We start from the raw sequence: 15,512 nt of genomic DNA, 5'->3' as shown, positions 1-15,512 counted from the left end.
CGGTTAGCGGGAGCGGGGGCCTCCTCCGATGACGCCCTCCGGCGGGGCGTCAGACCGCGGAGCGCAGGAGACCGAGCGAGCGGTTGATGCCGTCGACGTCGACCGCGGCCGGATCGAACGAGGCTCCGGCGGCGAGGCCGAGAGCCTCGAGCGCCTCCGCGTGGTCGGCCGAGGACGGGTCCGTCGCCGCCCGCACCGTGTCGGCCCAGGCCGCGGGGCCTCCCGGCACGTCGAGCGGAGCCGCGCCGCGCGCGCCCGTGCAGCGCGGCAGAGCCGACGACAGCGGCGCGATCGACTCCAGACGGATGACGTGGCGCCACTCGTCCTCGAGGTCGTAGACGTAGAAGAGCTCGTCCTGCTCCTGCTCGAGCACCTCGGCGAGCGCGACGCCCGCCTCGTCCACGAGGTCGGCGCCGAACTCCTCCGCGTCGGACGGCGAGCCGATCGGAGCCTGCTCCTCGTCGGGCACGCCGACGCTGAAGTAGTGCGGCTGCGCGTCGGTCCAGCCCAGCGAGAGCTGGAGCGCGAGGTGCAGATCGCGCAGCGACGACTCGGAGGAGAGCTCGAGGCGCCGCCAGACGACGGGCTTGGTCCCGAGCAGGGCGACGTGGAGCGCGTAGGCCGTCGCCGTGTCCTGGGTCGCCTCGTCGAGGATCTCGAGGCGGGTGGCCTCGCGCTCTCCGAGGAGGACGACCGTCGCGCGGACGACGGAGGCGAGGACGGGCGCCAGGCCCTCCGGCACCGCGTAGCCGAACTCGGGCGAGTGCAGCAGCAGCCCGAGCTCGGCGGTGTCGTCGAGCATCCGCTCGGCCGTGCCGACCATGCGCTCGCGCTCGTCGAGGGCCTCGTCGAGCGAGACTCCGGAGTCGGCTGCCAGCTCGTCGACCAGCTCGCCGACGACCAGGCCCGGGTGGATCTCGGCCTGGCAGGCGACCGCGATGCGGACCAGCACGGCGTCGGTGGTGGTGACCGCGCGCTCCTCCGGGGAGAAGGCGCCGTCCTCGGTGTCGGCGGCCGCCAGCGCGGTCTGGGCGCTGAGGATCCACTGCTCGAGGAAGCGGGCGACGTAGGCGATGCGCTCGGCGGCGGCCTCGTGCGCGTCGGAGCTGCGCCAGAGCACGGCGGCCTCGCCGAGACCTGCGGCGGATCCCTCCTGCTCGAGCACGGCCGAGCCGACCAGCGCGTCCCACCAGGCCGAGACCGGGATGCGGACGGAGTCGTCGCTCGGGGTGGATCCCGCGGAGGAGATGCCCGCCTCGACCGCGATCTCGCGGGCGGCGCGCTCGGTGAGGGTCGCGCCGTCGTCGGCGGCGAGGTGCTCGACCACGACGTCGGCGGCGTGCACGAGAGCGGTGGCGCGCACGGCGGAGAGCTGCTCCTCGGCCGGGACCTCGTCGAGCTCGGCGAGGTCGTCGAGCACGGCCTCCACGAAGGAGCCGGCGAGGTCGAGGACCTCGTCGAGGACGGCCTGGCACTCGTCCAGCTCCTCGTCGGTGCCGGTCCAGAGGTCCTCGTCGGTGAGGAAGTCGAGGAAGTGCTCGACGACCTCGGCGACGGTGAAGAGGGTGTCGTCGAGGTCGGCCTCGCTCTCCTCCCCCGACAGGTCTGCCTCGATCTGGTCGAAGACGGCCTCGAGCAGCTCGGCGTCGGGCTGGGCGAAGGAGCCGCGCGGGCGCAGGTCGCGGGTCATCGCGAAGAGGTCGGTCAGCACCTCGACGGCCTCGTCGGCCTCGAGGTGCTCGTGCTGCATGCCCACCTCGGCGAGGTGCGAGCGGTACCAGCTGCGGAACCGCACCATCAGCGCGGTCTCGGCCGTGCGGCCGCCGCCCTGACCGCCGGACCCGCTCTGACCGCCTCCGGATCGTCCCTGGTTGCGCTTCTTGCCCATGATTCCTCCGCGACCGCTCCACTCACGACGAAGCGCTCCAGCCTACCCAGTGCGGGCGCGCGGCGGCACGCGCGGTCGCCCCCTGTTCACCCTGTGCGCACCGGGTCCGCTCCCTCTGATGCGGCCGATCGCCCGAGTCCCGGGATCCGCGCGCTGTGGGAGTCCTCGCCGCCCGGGCCCCTGCCACACGGGTCGCGATGATGAGAAATCTCGCAGCGATCGGGCGGCGAGGCTTGCGCTCGGACCCTCCGCTTCGGTGGAGTGTCCGGATGACCGACACGACGGACACCGCCGAGACCGCTCCCGGGAAGGCGTCGCTCAAGCGGGTGATCACCGGGCCGCTGCTGTTCGCCTTCATCGTGGGCGACACACTCGGCGCCGGCATCTACACCCTGGTCGGCACGATGGCCGAGGACGTGGGCGGCGTGATCTGGCTGCCGCTGCTGATCGCGCTGGTCGTCGCCCTGCTCACGGCGGGCACGTACGCCGAGCTGATCACCAAGTACCCGCACGCCGGAGGGGCGGCGCGGTACGTGGACCGCGCGTTCGGGAAGCCGTACCTCTCGTTCCTGATCGGCTTCCTGATGATGGCCTCCGGCATCACGACGGCCGCCTCCCTGGCGAACGCGTTCGCGGGCGACTACCTCGGGGCTCTGCTGGACGTGCCGCCGATCCCGACCGCGATCGTCTTCATCGCGATCCTCACCCTGGTGAACCTGCGCGGTGTGAAGGAGTCGCTGACCGCGAACCTGGTCGCCTCGGTGATCGAGGTGAGCGGACTGGTCATCGTCATCGTCTGCGCCGCGGTCTTCTTCGGCTCCGGCGACGGCGACGCCTCCCGCGTGCTCGAGTTCAACCCCGATGTCGCTCCGCTGCAGGGGGCGTTCGCCGCCTCGATCGTCGCCTTCTTCTCGTTCCTCGGCTTCGAGGCCGCGGCGAACATGGCCGAGGAGGTGCGGAACCCTTCGAAGGTCTACCCGCGGGCCCTCTTCGGTGCGCTGATCACCGCCGCCGTGGTCTACCTCCTGATCGCGCTCGGCGCCGTGATCGTGCTGCCGAACGACGAGCTCGCGGCCTCCAGCGGCCCCCTGCTGGACGTGGTCGCGGCGAGCGGAGTGGCGGTGCCGCCGTGGCTGTTCGGCCTGATCGCGCTCGTCGCCATCGCGAACGGCGCTCTGCTGTTCATGGTGATGGCGTCGCGGGTCGGCTTCGGGCTCGCCACCTCCGGGCTGCTGCCGAGCGCCTTCGGCAAGGTGCTCCCGGGCCGCCGCACGCCGTGGGTGTCGATCGTGGTCGTCGGCGGAGTGACGATGCTGCTCAGCCTCATCGGCGACGTCGGCACCCTCGCCGAGACGACGGTGCTGCTGCTCCTGCTGGTGTTCATCGCGGCGAACGTCTCGGTGCTGGTGCTGAAGAAGGACCGCGTCGACCACGCCCACTACTCCGTGCCGCGCGTCGTGCCGGTGCTCGCGACCATCGCGAGCGTGGTGCTGCTGACGCAGCAGACGGGCGTCGTCTGGCTGGCGACAGCGGGCTACGTGGTCGTGGGGACGCTGCTGTTCCTCGCCACCCGCCTGGGGAAGCGGAAGCACGCGGAGCGGACCCCGGACTGATCCGGGCCGGCGGCGATCCGTCGCGAGCGGCCCGTCCGCGGATCCCGTGCGGGCCGTTCGCGACGGATCGATCGCGGGAGGCGGGCGAGGAGTGGGATCGTGAGGGGATGACCGTCACGCTCGAGCCGATGCCCGCCGCCGCTCTCGCCATCTGGATGCGGGTGCAGCGCTCGGCGTACATCGAGGACCGGATGCGCGCGGGCGACGACGAGGCGGCCGCGACGCGCAACGCCGACGCCTCGTACGAGAAGTACTTCCCGAGAAGCTCCCCCGCCGCCGGGCACGACCTGCTCCTCGTCTCCGAGGACGGCCGCGCGGTCGGGTCGCTCTGGCTCGGCCCGCACCCGAGCGGACTCGAGGGCGTCGGGTACGTCTGGGACGTGCAGATCGACGCCGCCGAGCGCGGCCGCGGCCTCGGCCGGGCGGCGCTGCTGCTCGCGGAGTCGCACGTCCGCTCCCAGGGCGGGTCCGCCCTCGCGCTGAACGTGTTCGGCTTCAACACCGCCGCGCGGGCTCTGTACGAGTCGCTCGGCTACGAGACGACGTCCCTGCAGATGCGCAAGCCGCTGGTCTGAGCGGGGCCGCTCGACGCCGGGCAGGGGCACGACCCGGTCGCGCAGAACGCCGCACGCCGTGCTCGAGGGCGGACGCCGACGGGCGCCCACCGACGAGCACGGCGGCGGCAGTGGTGGAACCGCCGGGGATCGGCGGGACCCTGCGGTCAGCTCGTGGAGGCGACGGCGGTCGGGTCGCCGGTGCCGGACGGACGCGGGGCGTCACCCGATCCCGTCGCCACCGACGCGCCGGTCGGAACGACGGTGCCGCCGGTCGCCATCCCCCGGCCGAAGGCCTGGCCCTGGAGGATCGCGCCGAGGTCGACGCCGGTCGCCGACCTGACGCTGTCGAACGTCGCGGCGAGACCCGCCGCCTGCTCGCGCGCGATGTGGGTGCCGGCGGTGTCGCCGCCGATCAGCGTCACCGAGCCGACGTTCTGGTAGCCCTTCGCGAACTCGGCCATGAGCGAGGGCAGCTGCCCGATGAGCTCGCGACCCAGGATCGCCTCCTGATTCTCGCGGAGCGCCTCCGCCTCGGCCGCGATGGCCGCCGCGCTCGCCTCGCCCTTCGCGCGGATGGCCTCCGCCTCGGCGGTCGCGTTCGCGCGCAGCGCCTCGGCCTCTGCGCCCGCCTTGGCCCGCAGTGCGTGGGCCTCGGCCTCGGCGCGGGCGCTCACGGCGGCGGCCTCGGCGGCGGCGGACGCCTGGCGCGCCTCCGCCTGGCGCTGGACGGCGTACGCCTCGGCGTCCGAGACCTGCTGCGCGACCTGGCGGTCCGTCTCGGCCTTCTTCTCGCGTCCGTAGGCGTCGGCGTCGGCCTCGGTCTGACGGCGGTACTTCTCGGCGTCCGCGACGCGCTTGACGTCGGCGTCGAGCTCGGCCTGCCGGTTCTCGGCGCGCTGCACGAGGACGGCCTGCTCGCGCTCGGCGCGGGCCAGGTTCTCGGCCTGCTCGGCCTCGGCGTTGGCGCGGCCGACCTCGGACTTCGCGGCGGCGGTGTTCTTGTCGTAGGCGGTCTGCTCGATCAGGTTCGCCTCGTCCGTGGCCAGCTGGCGAGCCTTGACCTCGCGGGCCGCGTTGATCCGCGCGACGTCGGCCTCGCGGCGGACGCGCTCGATCTCCTGCGCTCCGAGCGCCTCGATGTAGCCGTTGCGGTCGGTGACGCCCTGGATGGCGAAGGAGTCGAGGACGAGGCCCTGGGCGAGCAGGTCGCCCTTGATGCCCTCGGCGATCTCGTCTCCCAGCTTCTGCCGGTCCTGCATGACCTCCTCGACGCTGAGCTTCGCGACGACGCCGCGGAGGGCGCCCTCGAGCTGCTCGGTGGTGAAGACGTCGATGGACTGGTCCTGCGACGCGAAGCGCTCGGCGGCGGCGCGGACCTGGTCGGCCGTGGACCCGATCTTGACCAGGGCGACGCCCGCGAGATGGATGGTCACGCCGTTCTTGGTCTGCGCGACCGGCTCCATCTTGATCTGGCGGGAGCGCAGCGAGATGCGGTCGGACCGTTGGGTCAGCTTGTTCACGAACGCGCCGCCGCCGGTGATGACGGTCATGTTCGAGGTGAGGCCGTCCTCGCCCTTCTGCTTCTTCCCGACGATCACGATCGCCTCGTCGGCCTGCGGCACCTGGTACCAGGCGCGGAAGAGGAAGAAGCCGATGAGGGCGATCAGCAGGAGTGCGCCGACGGCGACTCCGGCGAGGACGATCCAGAGGAGATCCGGTTCCATGGGCGGGCGACCTTTCGTCCGACCCGCGCGACGCGGGTACCTGAGAGACGTACAGTTTCCATCGTGTCACAGCGCCTCGGACGGCCGCGTCGGCCGGAGGGGGGATACTGCGGACGCCGCCGAGAGCGGATCACGAGGGGGCGGGCCCGGAGGAGGACGCCACGAACGAGGGCGTCGCGCGGAGTGCCGCAGAGGAGATCAGTGCTGGGGTACCTGGACTCGAACCAAGAACAACTGAACCAGAATCAGCCGTGTTGCCAATTACACCATACCCCAATGGTCATCCGGAGGTGATCCCGGGACCAGGCGGCGACCGGATCGAGACCCGAGCGCCGAGAGACGACAGTACCCTACGCGGGCATCCCGCTCAAATCGAGCCGCGGACGACGCTGCCCTCGGACTCCGGGGCGGCCTCGCCGAGGCGGGCGCGGACGAGGTCGCGGTTGATCGCGGAGGCGACCTGGGCGCCCGATCCGGCGGCGACGATCAGCTGCTGCGGGCCGGGAGGGGTGACCTCGCCGGCGGCGTAGAGGCCGGGGACGGACGTGCGGCCACCGGCGTCGACGCGGAGGAAGCCGTCGGCGTCGCGGTCGGGGCCGGCCGCGTCCAGGTAGTCCAGCGCGGGCGTCCAGACGGGTCGGACGAACGCCCCGGTGCGCGGGACGACGTCGCCGTCGACGAGGCGGACGCCGGTCATCTCGGCGCGCTCCCCGGCGAGGTCGGCGACCGGGCGCCGGTCGACCCGGATGCCGATGGAGGCCAGCAGCGACTCGTCGGCGTCGCTCACCGTCCCGACGCCGTTGGTGAAGACGATCAGGTCGGTCGACCACTGCGAGAGGAGCATGGCCCGCTCCGCGAGGTCGTCGGTCTCGCCGATCAGGGCGAGCGCCTCCCCTGCCTTCTCGTAGCCGTCGCACTCCATGCAGCTGTGCACGGCGGTGCCGTAGTAGGCGCGCAGGCTCGGGAGCGCGGGCGGCGTCTCGAGCAGTCCCGCGGCGACCACGACGGCGGTGGCGACGACGGAGCGGTCCGCGCTGCCGCGCACGCCGCGCGCGCCGACCACGAACTCGCCGCCGGAGCGCTCGACCGACGTGACGAGGGCGTTGTGCACCTCGGCGGCCTCGTAGCGCTCGAACTCCTCGCGGCCGAGGCGGCGCAGCTCGAGCGGCGAGATGCCGTCGCGGGTGAGGAACCCGTGCGAGTGCAGGGTCGCGGCGTTCCGCGGGCGGTTGCTGTCGAGCAGCAGCACGCTGCGGCGCGCCCGGACGAGGTTGAGCGCGGTCGAGAGCCCGGCGGGGCCCCCGCCGATCACGACGACGTCGTAGCGTCCGCCGACCGTCTCCGCCACGGTCAGGCCTGCCGGGAGGCGCCGAGGTGAGCGCCCAGGCGGTCGAGGCGGGCGATCGACTCCTGCTTGCCGAGGATCTCCATCGACTCGAACAGCGGCGGCGAGACGCGGCGCCCGGAGACCGCGGTGCGCAGCGGCCCGTAGGCGATGCGGGGCTTGAGGCCGAGGCCCTCGATCAGCGCGGAGGCGAGCGCCTCCTGGATCGAGGCCGTCAGCCACTCGGACGCGGGGACGAGCTCGAGGGCGCCGATCGAGGCGGCGAGCACCTCGCCGGCGTTCGCGGGCACGCCCTTCAGCGCGTCCTCGTCGTACTCGAGCGCGTCGGAGGCGGTGAAGAGGAACCCGAGCATCCCGGGGGCCTCCCCCAGCAGGCCGATCCGCTCCTGCACGAGGGGCGCGGCGGCGTCGAGCACCGCGCGCTGCTCGGCGGTCGGCTCGCCCGCGAGCACTCCGGCCGCCACGAGGTACGGGATCGTCCGCTCGGTGAAGTCGTCGACGGCCAGGAGGCGGATGTGGTCGCCGTTGATCGACTCGGCCTTCTTGAGGTCGAAGCGGGCCGGATTGGGGTTCACGTCGGCGACGTCGAAGGCGGCGACCATCTCGTCGATCGAGAAGATGTCGCGGTCGTGCGTGAGCGACCAGCCGAGCAGGGCGAGGTAGTTGACCAGGCCCTCCGGGATGAAGCCGCGGTCGCGGTGGTGGAAGAGGTTCGAGGACGGATCGCGCTTGGAGAGCTTCTTGCTGCCGTCGCCCATCACGTAGGGGAGGTGCCCGAAGCGCGGGACGAAGGTCGTCACTCCGATGTCGATCAGCGCGTGGTACAGCGCGATCTGCCGGGCGGTCGAGGGGAGGATGTCCTCGCCGCGCAGCACGTGGGTGATCTGCATGATCGCGTCGTCGACCGGGTTCACCAGCGTGTAGAGCGGCTGGCCGTTGGGGCGCACCACGACGAAGTCGCTGAAGGAGCCGGCGGGGAACGTGATCGGGCCGCGGACCAGGTCGTCGAAGGACAGGTCGGCGTCCGGCACGCGCAGGCGCAGCGCCGGGGCGCGGCCCTCGGCGCGGAAGGCGGCGCGCTCCTCCTCGGTGAGATCGCGGTCGTGGTTGTCGTACCCGTGCTGCTTCGCGCGGCCGGCCGCCTCGTTGCGCGCGTCGATCTCCTCGGCCGTGGAGTAGCTCTCGTAGAGGTGCCCCGAGGCCGTCAGGCGCGCGATCACGTCGAGGTAGACATCGGTGCGCTCGGACTGCCGGTACGGGCCGTGCGGGCCGCCGACTCCGACGCCCTCGTCCCAGTCGAGCTTCAGCCAGCGCAGCGCGTCGAGGATCTGCTCCACGCTCTCCTCGCTGTCGCGGGCGGCGTCCGTGTCCTCGATGCGGAAGACGAACGTGCCGCCGGTGTGGCGCGCGTACGCCCAGTTGAACAGGGCGGTGCGGATGAGGCCGACGTGCGGGGTCCCGGTCGGCGAGGGGCAGAAGCGGACGCGGACGTCGCTCCCGGTCGCGGTCGTGAACGGGTGCGCGTCCGGCGCGCTTTCCAGGGGCGGGGTGAGCTCAGACATACGAGGCCGATCCTACCGGCGGGAGCCGGTGCGGCGCCCGGGATCGCGGGGGCCGTGGCGCCTCCGCCCCGGGCACGGTGCGCGCCTCGCGGCGACTGCTTCTACCGGACAGCACTGCTCCGAGTCAACGGACTCCCCGAGCGAGCAGGAGCAGTGGTGCGCTGACCCCGGGCCTCTCGTCGAGAGGGCCCGAGCGCCGCACCGCAGGCCGCGCCGGGCCTCCGCGCGAGCGTGCCCGGAAGGAGCACTGATGAGCACGATCGATCTCGACCCCCGCACCGACCGCCCGAGCGCCCTCACCGAGGCGGCACGGGAGGAGAAGGACGCCCGCACGCTCTCGCTCTTCCAGGCCGCGGTGAGCGCGGAGGCCGCCGAGGGCGCGCGCATCCGCGAGCGCATCGTGCTCGACCACCTGGGCCTGGCCGAGGCCATGGCCCGCCGGGTCTCCAGGAGCGGAGGCGACTGGGCGGATCTGCGCCAGGTCGCCTACGTGGGCCTCGTGAAGGCCGCCCGCCGCTTCACTCCCGAGCGCGGCGACAGCTTCGCCGCGTTCGCCGTCCCCACGATCACCGGCGAGCTCAAGCGCCACCTCCGCGACCTCGGCTGGATGATCCGGCCGCCGCGCGGCGTGCAGGAGCTGCACCGCCGCTCCGCCGTCGTCGCCGACGAGCTCGCGCAGGAGCTCGGCCGTCACCCCACCGACCAGGAGATCGCCCGCCGCCTCGGAGTGGACGCGACGGAGGTGGCCGACGCGCGCCTCGCGGGGCATCCGCTCTCCCTCGACGAGACCGTGGGCGAGGGCGGCGTCGGCCTGGGCGACACCCTCGGCGGCGAGGACGAGCGGCTGCTCGAGATCGACCGGCGGCACGGGCTCGCCGAGGCCCTCGCCGAGCTCGAGGAGGGCCAGCGCGAGCTCCTGCGCATGCGCTTCGTCGAGGAGCGGACCCAGCAGCAGATCGCCGACGCGCTGGGGACGACGCAGATGCAGGTCTCGCGCCTGCAGCGGCGGATCCTCGCGCAGCTCGCCGACCGGCTCGGCGCCCCCTCGCGCAGCCATCAGCCGCGCGCTCCCCGGGCCCGCGTGGCCACGGTCACTCCGGTCCGACCGGCGACGCGGCTGAAGTCCGCCTGAGGTGGGCCTCGGCACGCGACGGGAGCGACGCGAGGGCGGCGAGGACGTCGTCGACCTGGACCGCGAGCAGCGCCGGGTCCGGCTCGGCGGAGAAGACGTCGCCGCGGCGGAGGGAGGCGTCGGTCAGCACGACGTGCGGACCCGAGGCCGGAGGGCCCCAGGCCTCGGGCGGTGCCGGACCGAAGATCACGACCGAGGGGACGCCGTACGCGGAGGCGAGGTGCGCGGCTCCGGTGTCGACGGTCACCACGACCTCGGCGGCCGCGACGACCGCGGCGAACCCGCTGAGCGCGAGCTCCCCCGCCAGCACCTCGCCCGTGCCGGCGAGCTCGGCGACGCGGCGGGCGCGGTCGGCCTCGTTCGCGCCCCCGGTGTAGACGACGCGGTGCCCCTCGGCGGTGAGGGAGCGGGCCACCGCGGCGAAGCGCTCCTCCGGCCACTCGCGCGAGCCGTAGAAGGCCCCGATGTGCACGACGGCGGCTCCGGGGGCCGAGGCGGGCTCCTCCGGGACGGCGATCGCGACGTCCTCGGGGTCGGCGTCGAGACCGATCGAGTTCACCAGGCGGGCCCAGCGGGCGCGCTCGAGCTCGCCGTCGATCCAGAGCGGCCGCGGGTCCTCCGGGCCCGCGCCCGGGTCCAGCGCCGGGACGCGGAACTCGAGCGTGCGCTCGGGCGCGATCTCGCGCAGCCGCAGCCGCGACTCCGGGCCGTTGCCGTGGAGGTTCACGCCGAGCTCGACGCGGCCGGCGGCCATCGCCAGCGGGTCGTCGAGTCCGTGAAGGGTGGGCACGAGCGCGTCCAGGCCCTCGACGAGGTCGACGATCGGCTCGAGCCAGGGCGTGGTCGCCATGATCAGCCGGTGATCCGGGAAGCCGCGGCGCAGGGCCTTGAGCGCCGGGACGGCGACGAGCAGGTCGCCGAGCTTGAGGGCGCGCAGCGCGAGGATCTCCGGAGTCCCGTCCGGGGCGGTGAGAGCGCGCACGGCGCCTCCTTCCTGTCGGAGTCCCCGTACCCCGCTGCGCGCACCTCAGACGCGCCGCCCGCAGATGCGAGCGACGCGCCCGGAGGGACCGACTTCTCCGGAAGGGGGTTTACATCCCCGGTCGAGGGGTACGAGGAGAAGGTGAACGACTCCTCCTCCCGGAGCGCCGACGAGCGCGCGAGGGCCCCGCGCCTGCGGGGGATCCTCTTCGACCGCGATGCGACGCTCGTGGTCGACGTGCCCTACAACGGCGACCCGGCGCAGGTCTCCCCGATGCCCACCGCCCTAGCGGCGGTCGAGCGGGCGCGCGAGGCGGGACTGGTTCTGGGCGTGGTCACCAACCAGTCCGGGATCGCCCGCGGGATCATCGACCGCGGCCAGGCCGACGCGGTGAACCGGCGCGTGGACGAGCTCTTCGGCGGCTTCGACGTGTGGATGCTCTGCCCGCACGGCCCGGAGGACGGCTGCTCCTGCCGGAAGCCCCGGCCCGGCATGGTGCTCGGCGCCGCCGAGCAGCTGGGACTGCCGGCCAGCTCGCTCGCCGTGATCGGCGACATCGGGGCCGACGTCGGCGCCGCCGCCGCGGCCGGCGCCCGTGGAGTGCTGGTTCCGACTCCGATCACCCGCGCCGAGGAGGTGGACGCCGCCCCGCTGCAGGCGGCGACGCTCCTCGAGGCGGTCGAGCTGCTGCTCGCGATGCAGCCCGACGAGGACGCCGAGTGAAGCGCCGCGTGCTCGTCGCCCGCCTGGACAGCGCGGGAGACGTCCTGCTGTGCGGACCCGCCGTTCGCGCGATCGCGGCCGACGCCGAGGTGCTGCTGCTGAGCGGTCCGCAGGGAGCGCCCGCGGCCGCGCTGCTGCCGGGTCCCTCCTCCGTCCGCACCTGGTGGTGCCCGTGGATCGGCGACGCCTCCCGCCCCGTCGACTCCGAGCTCGTCGACGAGCTGCGCGCGATCGTCGAGGAGTTCGCGCCGGACGAGGCCGTGATCCTCACCTCCTTCCACCAGTCGCCGCTTCCGCTGGCCCTGCTGCTCCGCCTCGCCGGTGTCGCCCGCATCACGGGCGCCTCGGTCGACTTCGCGGGCGCCCTGCTCGATGTGCGCCTCGTCCCGGGCGAGACCCTCGAGGAGGACCAGCCGGAGCCGGAGCGCGCGCTCGCGATCGCGGCGGCGGCCGGCTTCGCGCTGCCCGCCGGCGACGACGGACGGCTCCGCGTGCGCCGCGAGGGCGTGCTGCCCGCCGCTCTCGAGGGGATCGGCCCCTACGCGGTCGTGCACCCCGGGGCAGCCGTCCCCGCCCGCGCCTGGCCCGCGGCGAACGCGGCCCGCGCCGTCGAGCTGCTGGCGGACGCGGGCCTCGCCGTCGTCGTCACCGGCGGCCCGGGCGAGCGCTCCCTCACGGCCGAGGTCGCGGGCTCCCGCGGCATCGACCTCGGCGGGGCGACGGACTTCCCCGGCGCCGCCGAGGTGCTGGCCGGCGCCGAGGTCGTGATCTGCGGCAACACCGGCCCCGCGCACCTCGCCGCCGCGGTCGGAACCCCCGTGGTCAGCCTCTTCGCGCCGGTCGTCCCGGCCGTGCGCTGGGCGCCCTACGGCGTCCCGGTCGCGCTGCTCGGCGACCAGGAGGCGCCCTGCGCCGGCTCGCGCGCCCGCGTGTGCCCCGTCCCCGGCCATCCCTGCCTCGCGGGGGTGAGCGCCGAGGAGGCGGTCGCCGCCGCCCTCCGACTCCGACCCACGACTTCCCCGAGAGAGGCCATCGCATGAGGATCCTGCTCTGGCACGTGCACGGCGGCTGGGCGGACGCCTTCGTCCGCGGCGCCCACACCTACCTGCTCCCCACGACTCCGGCCCGCGACGGCTGGGGCCTGGGCACCGGCGGCCGCGACTGGCCGAGCGCCGTCGAGATCGCGCCCGAGGAGCTGCACGACGCCGACGTCGACGCGGTCCTCCTCCAGAGGCCCGAGGAGCTCGCCGAGGCCGAGCGCCTGCTCGGGCGACGCCTCGGCCGCGACGTGCCCGCCGTCTACGTGGAGCACAACACCCCCCGCGGGGACGTGCCGGACAACCGCCACCCGCTCGCCGACCGCGACGACCTGCTGATCGTCCACGTCACCCAGTTCAACGCCCTGATGTGGGACACCGGATCGACGCGGACGACGGTGATCGAGCACGGGATCCACGACCCGGGGCCCCTCTACACCGGCGAGCTGCCGCACCTCGGCGTGGTCGTCAACGAGCCCGTCCGCCGGGGCCGGGTCGCGGGGACCGACCTGCTCCCCCGCTTCGGCGCCGTCGCTCCGCTGGACGTCTTCGGGATGAAGACCGACCGGCTCGCCGAGCTGCCGGGTCTGGAGGACGTGACGGTCCTCGGCGACGTCCGCACGCAGGCGATGCACGCGGCCCTGGCCCGCCGCCGGGTCTACCTGCACCCGTTCCGATGGACCTCCCTCGGCCTCGCACTGCTGGAGGCGATGCACCTCGGGATGCCCGTCGTCGCGCTCGACGTGACGGAGGCGGGGCGCGCCGTCCCGCCCGAGGCCGGAGCGGTCTCGAACGACCTCGACGCCCTCGTCGCCTCGGCCCGGGCGCTCGTCGAGGACCCGGACCGGGCCGCCCGCGCCGGCGCCGTCGCCCGCGAGGCCGCGCTCGCGCGCTACGGCCTCGCCCGGTTCCACCGCGACTGGGACGAGGTCCTCGCCGACCTCCCCGGACGCCGGTCGCCGGAGCCCGCTCTGGAAGGGAGCACCCGATGAAGCAGCACCTCTCCGCCGCGCCCGCGCTGACGATCGCCATGGTCTCGGAGCACGCGAGCCCGCTGGCGACCCTCGGCGGCGTCGATGCCGGCGGCCAGAACGTCCACGTGGCGGCGCTCGCCGACGCGCTCGCCCGCCGCGGCCACCGCGTGGTCGTCTACACCCGCCGCGACGACCCCTCCCTGCCCCGGCGCGTGCCCTTCACCTCGGGAGTCGAGGTCGTGCACATCGACGCCGGGCCGCCGCGCCGGGTGTCCAAGGACGAGCTGCTGCCCTTCATGGGCGACTTCGCCGTCGACCTCGCCGAGGAGTGGCTGCAGGAGCGGCCGGACCTCGTGCACAGCCACTTCTGGATGTCCGGGGTCGCCGCGCTCGACGCCTCCGAGCGGGTGGAGCGCGCCACCGGGCGGCGCGTGCCCGTCCTCCACACCTTCCACGCGCTGGGCGTGGTCAAGCGCCGCCAGCAGGGCGCGCTCGACACCAGCCCCGAGGAGCGCGCCTGGCTCGAGCCCGGAGTGGGCCAGAGGGCCGACGGCGTCGTCGCCACCTGCTCGGACGAGGCCTTCGAGCTCAAGGGGCTCGGCGTGCCGACCTCGCGCATCTCGGTGGTGCCCTGCGGTGTCGACATCGACCGGTTCTCGGTCGAGGGCCCGGTCGCGCCCCGCGGCGAGCGCTCGCGGCTGATGACCATCGGGCGCCTGGTGCCGCGCAAGGGCATGGGCATCGCGATCGAGGCGCTCGCGCACCTGGTCGCGGCCGGTCACGACGCCGAGCTCGTCGTCGTCGGGGGCTCCGGCTCCGGCGACGCGCTGACCGCGGACCCCGAGTACCAGCGGCTGCACGGCGTGGCCGAGAGCCTCGGCGTCGCGGACCGCGTCGACTTCGTCGGCCAGCTCTCGCAGACCGAGATGCCCGCGATGCTCCGCTCGGCCGACGTCGTGGTCTGCGCGCCCTGGTACGAGCCGTTCGGCATCACTCCGCTCGAGGCGATGGCCTGCGGCGTGCCGGTCGTCGCCTCCTCCGTGGGCGGCCTGATCGACACCGTGGTCGAGGACGTCACCGGGGTCCACGTGCCTCCGCGCGACCCGGTCGCCCTGGCCGCCGCCCTCGGCTCGCTGCTGGAGGACCCCGACCGCGCCCGCGCCTACGGGGCCGCCGGCCGCGAGCGCGTCGAGTCCCGCTACTCCTGGGATCGCGTCGCCGCCGACACCGAGCGCGCCTACGTCACGACCCTCGCCGGCCTCGGCGACGAGTCGCTCCTCACCGGCGCCACGAGCGCACCCTCATCCCCCACCACCCGGAAGGCGGCTCCGCGACGATGACCATCGACACCGCGACCATCGACACCGTTCTGGACACCCCGGCCGGCGCCGCCCGGCGCCTCGTCGACGACCACGTGGCGCGCGCGCTCGACGCGGTCGCGCAGCTGGAGCGCCACTCCGACAGGATCGCCGCCTGGGGCGTCGAGCTCGCCGACCGCCTGCACTCCGGCGCGCGCCTGCTCGCCGCGGGCAACGGCGGCTCCGCGGCCGAGGCGCAGCACCTCACCGCCGAGCTCGTCGGCCGCTTCGACGGCGACCGCGTCCCCTTCTCCGCCATCTCGCTGCACGCCGAGACGTCGAGCCTGACCGCGATCGGCAACGACTACGGCTTCGACCACGTGTTCTCGCGCCAGGTCACCGCGCACGCCCGGGCGGGCGACGTCGTGGTCCTGCTCTCCACCAGCGGACGCAGCGCGAACCTCCTCCACGCCGCGGAGGCCGCCCGTGCGGCGGGCGCCCGGTCGTGGGCGCTGACCGGCGAGGGGCCGAACCCGCTCACCGAGCTCTGCGACGAGGCGATCGCCCTCGAGGGCCACGGCTCCAACGTGCAGGAGGCGCAGCTGGTGCTCGTGCACGCGCTCTGCCGGGCCTTCGAGCACCGGATCCGCGCGCGGACGGCGGCCGCCGCGTGAGCC

General features: G+C 74.2%; 13 protein-coding genes and 1 tRNA gene. 8 read left to right on the top strand and 6 right to left on the bottom strand.

The features are described 5' to 3' along the window. Window positions 1–49 precede the first annotated feature (49 nt). On the bottom strand, window positions 50–1,888 hold the full coding sequence (locus C5C35_RS05135) for a plasmid pRiA4b ORF-3 family protein (protein WP_104262696.1): 1,839 nt from the start codon (window positions 1,886–1,888) through the stop codon (window positions 50–52). Window positions 1,889–2,157: 269 nt separating this feature from the next. Between C5C35_RS05135 and C5C35_RS05130 the strand changes: the two genes are divergently transcribed. Next, window positions 2,158–3,501, top strand: coding sequence for an APC family permease (locus C5C35_RS05130; RefSeq protein WP_104226270.1), 1,344 nt, complete (start codon window positions 2,158–2,160; stop codon window positions 3,499–3,501). Window positions 3,502–3,608: 107 nt separating this feature from the next. Continuing rightward, window positions 3,609–4,076 (top strand): N-acetyltransferase, encoded by a 468-nt coding sequence (locus C5C35_RS05125; protein ID WP_104260608.1) that lies wholly within the window; start codon window positions 3,609–3,611, stop codon window positions 4,074–4,076. Between the two features lie 146 nt (window positions 4,077–4,222). Here C5C35_RS05125 and C5C35_RS05120 read toward each other — a convergent pair whose 3' ends face one another. From C5C35_RS05120 to gltX, 4 genes are all read right to left on the bottom strand, one after another. After that, on the bottom strand, window positions 4,223–5,782 hold the full coding sequence (locus C5C35_RS05120; RefSeq protein ID WP_104226268.1) for an SPFH domain-containing protein: 1,560 nt from the start codon (window positions 5,780–5,782) through the stop codon (window positions 4,223–4,225). A gap of 204 nt (window positions 5,783–5,986) precedes the next feature. Continuing rightward, window positions 5,987–6,058 (bottom strand) — tRNA-Gln (locus tag C5C35_RS05115). A 91-nt stretch (window positions 6,059–6,149) separates the two neighbouring features. After that, window positions 6,150–7,130 (bottom strand): NAD(P)/FAD-dependent oxidoreductase, encoded by a 981-nt coding sequence (locus tag C5C35_RS05110; RefSeq protein ID WP_104276156.1) that lies wholly within the window; start codon window positions 7,128–7,130, stop codon window positions 6,150–6,152. A gap of 2 nt (window positions 7,131–7,132) precedes the next feature. Further along, window positions 7,133–8,689: a glutamate--tRNA ligase gene (gltX, locus tag C5C35_RS05105; protein WP_104262695.1), complete on the bottom strand. Its 1,557-nt coding sequence runs from the start codon at window positions 8,687–8,689 to the stop codon at window positions 7,133–7,135. A gap of 250 nt (window positions 8,690–8,939) precedes the next feature. Between gltX and C5C35_RS05100 the strand changes: the two genes are divergently transcribed. Further along, the gene (locus C5C35_RS05100; RefSeq protein WP_104226266.1) at window positions 8,940–9,821 is read left to right on the top strand and encodes a sigma-70 family RNA polymerase sigma factor; all 882 of its coding nucleotides are present in this window, start codon (window positions 8,940–8,942) and stop codon (window positions 9,819–9,821) included. Here C5C35_RS05100 and C5C35_RS05095 read toward each other — a convergent pair. Then, window positions 9,781–10,803 carry a glycosyltransferase family 9 protein gene (locus C5C35_RS05095; protein WP_104262694.1) on the bottom strand — a complete coding sequence of 341 codons (1,023 nt, stop codon included), beginning with the start codon at window positions 10,801–10,803 and terminating at the stop codon, window positions 9,781–9,783. The genes C5C35_RS05100 and C5C35_RS05095 overlap by 41 nt on opposite strands. A gap of 141 nt (window positions 10,804–10,944) precedes the next feature. Between C5C35_RS05095 and C5C35_RS16910 the strand changes: the two genes are divergently transcribed. From C5C35_RS16910 to C5C35_RS05075, 5 genes are read left to right on the top strand one after another with little or no spacing between them, the layout of a single operon-like run. After that, a complete protein-coding gene (locus tag C5C35_RS16910) occupies window positions 10,945–11,526 on the top strand; it encodes an HAD-IIIA family hydrolase (RefSeq protein ID WP_181134093.1) in 582 nt (193 codons plus the stop codon). Continuing rightward, the gene (locus C5C35_RS05090; RefSeq protein WP_219814144.1) at window positions 11,523–12,566 is read left to right on the top strand and encodes a glycosyltransferase family 9 protein; all 1,044 of its coding nucleotides are present in this window, start codon (window positions 11,523–11,525) and stop codon (window positions 12,564–12,566) included. The genes C5C35_RS16910 and C5C35_RS05090 overlap by 4 nt, the downstream gene beginning before the upstream one ends. Beyond that, complete coding sequence (locus C5C35_RS05085) at window positions 12,563–13,555, top strand: glycosyltransferase (RefSeq protein ID WP_104262693.1); 993 nt, start codon at window positions 12,563–12,565, stop codon at window positions 13,553–13,555. Before C5C35_RS05090 ends, C5C35_RS05085 begins: the two co-directional genes overlap by 4 nt. Before the next feature lie 26 nt (window positions 13,556–13,581). After that, complete coding sequence (locus C5C35_RS05080; protein WP_104262720.1) at window positions 13,582–14,877, top strand: glycosyltransferase; 1,296 nt, start codon at window positions 13,582–13,584, stop codon at window positions 14,875–14,877. Further along, on the top strand, window positions 14,874–15,509 hold the full coding sequence (locus tag C5C35_RS05075) for an SIS domain-containing protein (RefSeq protein WP_104262692.1): 636 nt from the start codon (window positions 14,874–14,876) through the stop codon (window positions 15,507–15,509). The genes C5C35_RS05080 and C5C35_RS05075 overlap by 4 nt, the downstream gene beginning before the upstream one ends. Window positions 15,510–15,512 lie beyond the last annotated feature (3 nt).

The organism is Rathayibacter sp. AY1F8, from assembly GCF_002932165.1.
In the GTDB taxonomy this organism is placed as follows: Bacteria; Actinomycetota; Actinomycetes; order Actinomycetales; family Microbacteriaceae; genus Rathayibacter.
This window is presented reverse-complemented; position numbering and strand designations above follow the sequence as displayed.

Excerpts from the sequence above, each read along its gene's own strand:
- C5C35_RS05135 (WP_104262696.1), bottom strand. The coding sequence starts at position 1,888 with ATGGGCAAGAAGCGCAACCAGGGACGATCCGGAGGCGGTCAGAGCGGG.
- C5C35_RS05130 (WP_104226270.1), top strand. The coding sequence starts at position 2,158 with ATGACCGACACGACGGACACCGCCGAGACCGCTCCCGGGAAGGCGTCG.
- C5C35_RS05125 (WP_104260608.1), top strand. The coding sequence starts at position 3,609 with ATGACCGTCACGCTCGAGCCGATGCCCGCCGCCGCTCTCGCCATCTGG.
- C5C35_RS05120 (WP_104226268.1), bottom strand. The coding sequence starts at position 5,782 with ATGGAACCGGATCTCCTCTGGATCGTCCTCGCCGGAGTCGCCGTCGGC.
- gltX (WP_104262695.1), bottom strand. The coding sequence starts at position 8,689 with ATGTCTGAGCTCACCCCGCCCCTGGAAAGCGCGCCGGACGCGCACCCG.
- C5C35_RS05100 (WP_104226266.1), top strand. The coding sequence starts at position 8,940 with ATGAGCACGATCGATCTCGACCCCCGCACCGACCGCCCGAGCGCCCTC.
- C5C35_RS05085 (WP_104262693.1), top strand. The coding sequence starts at position 12,563 with ATGAGGATCCTGCTCTGGCACGTGCACGGCGGCTGGGCGGACGCCTTC.
- C5C35_RS05075 (WP_104262692.1), top strand. The coding sequence starts at position 14,874 with ATGACCATCGACACCGCGACCATCGACACCGTTCTGGACACCCCGGCC.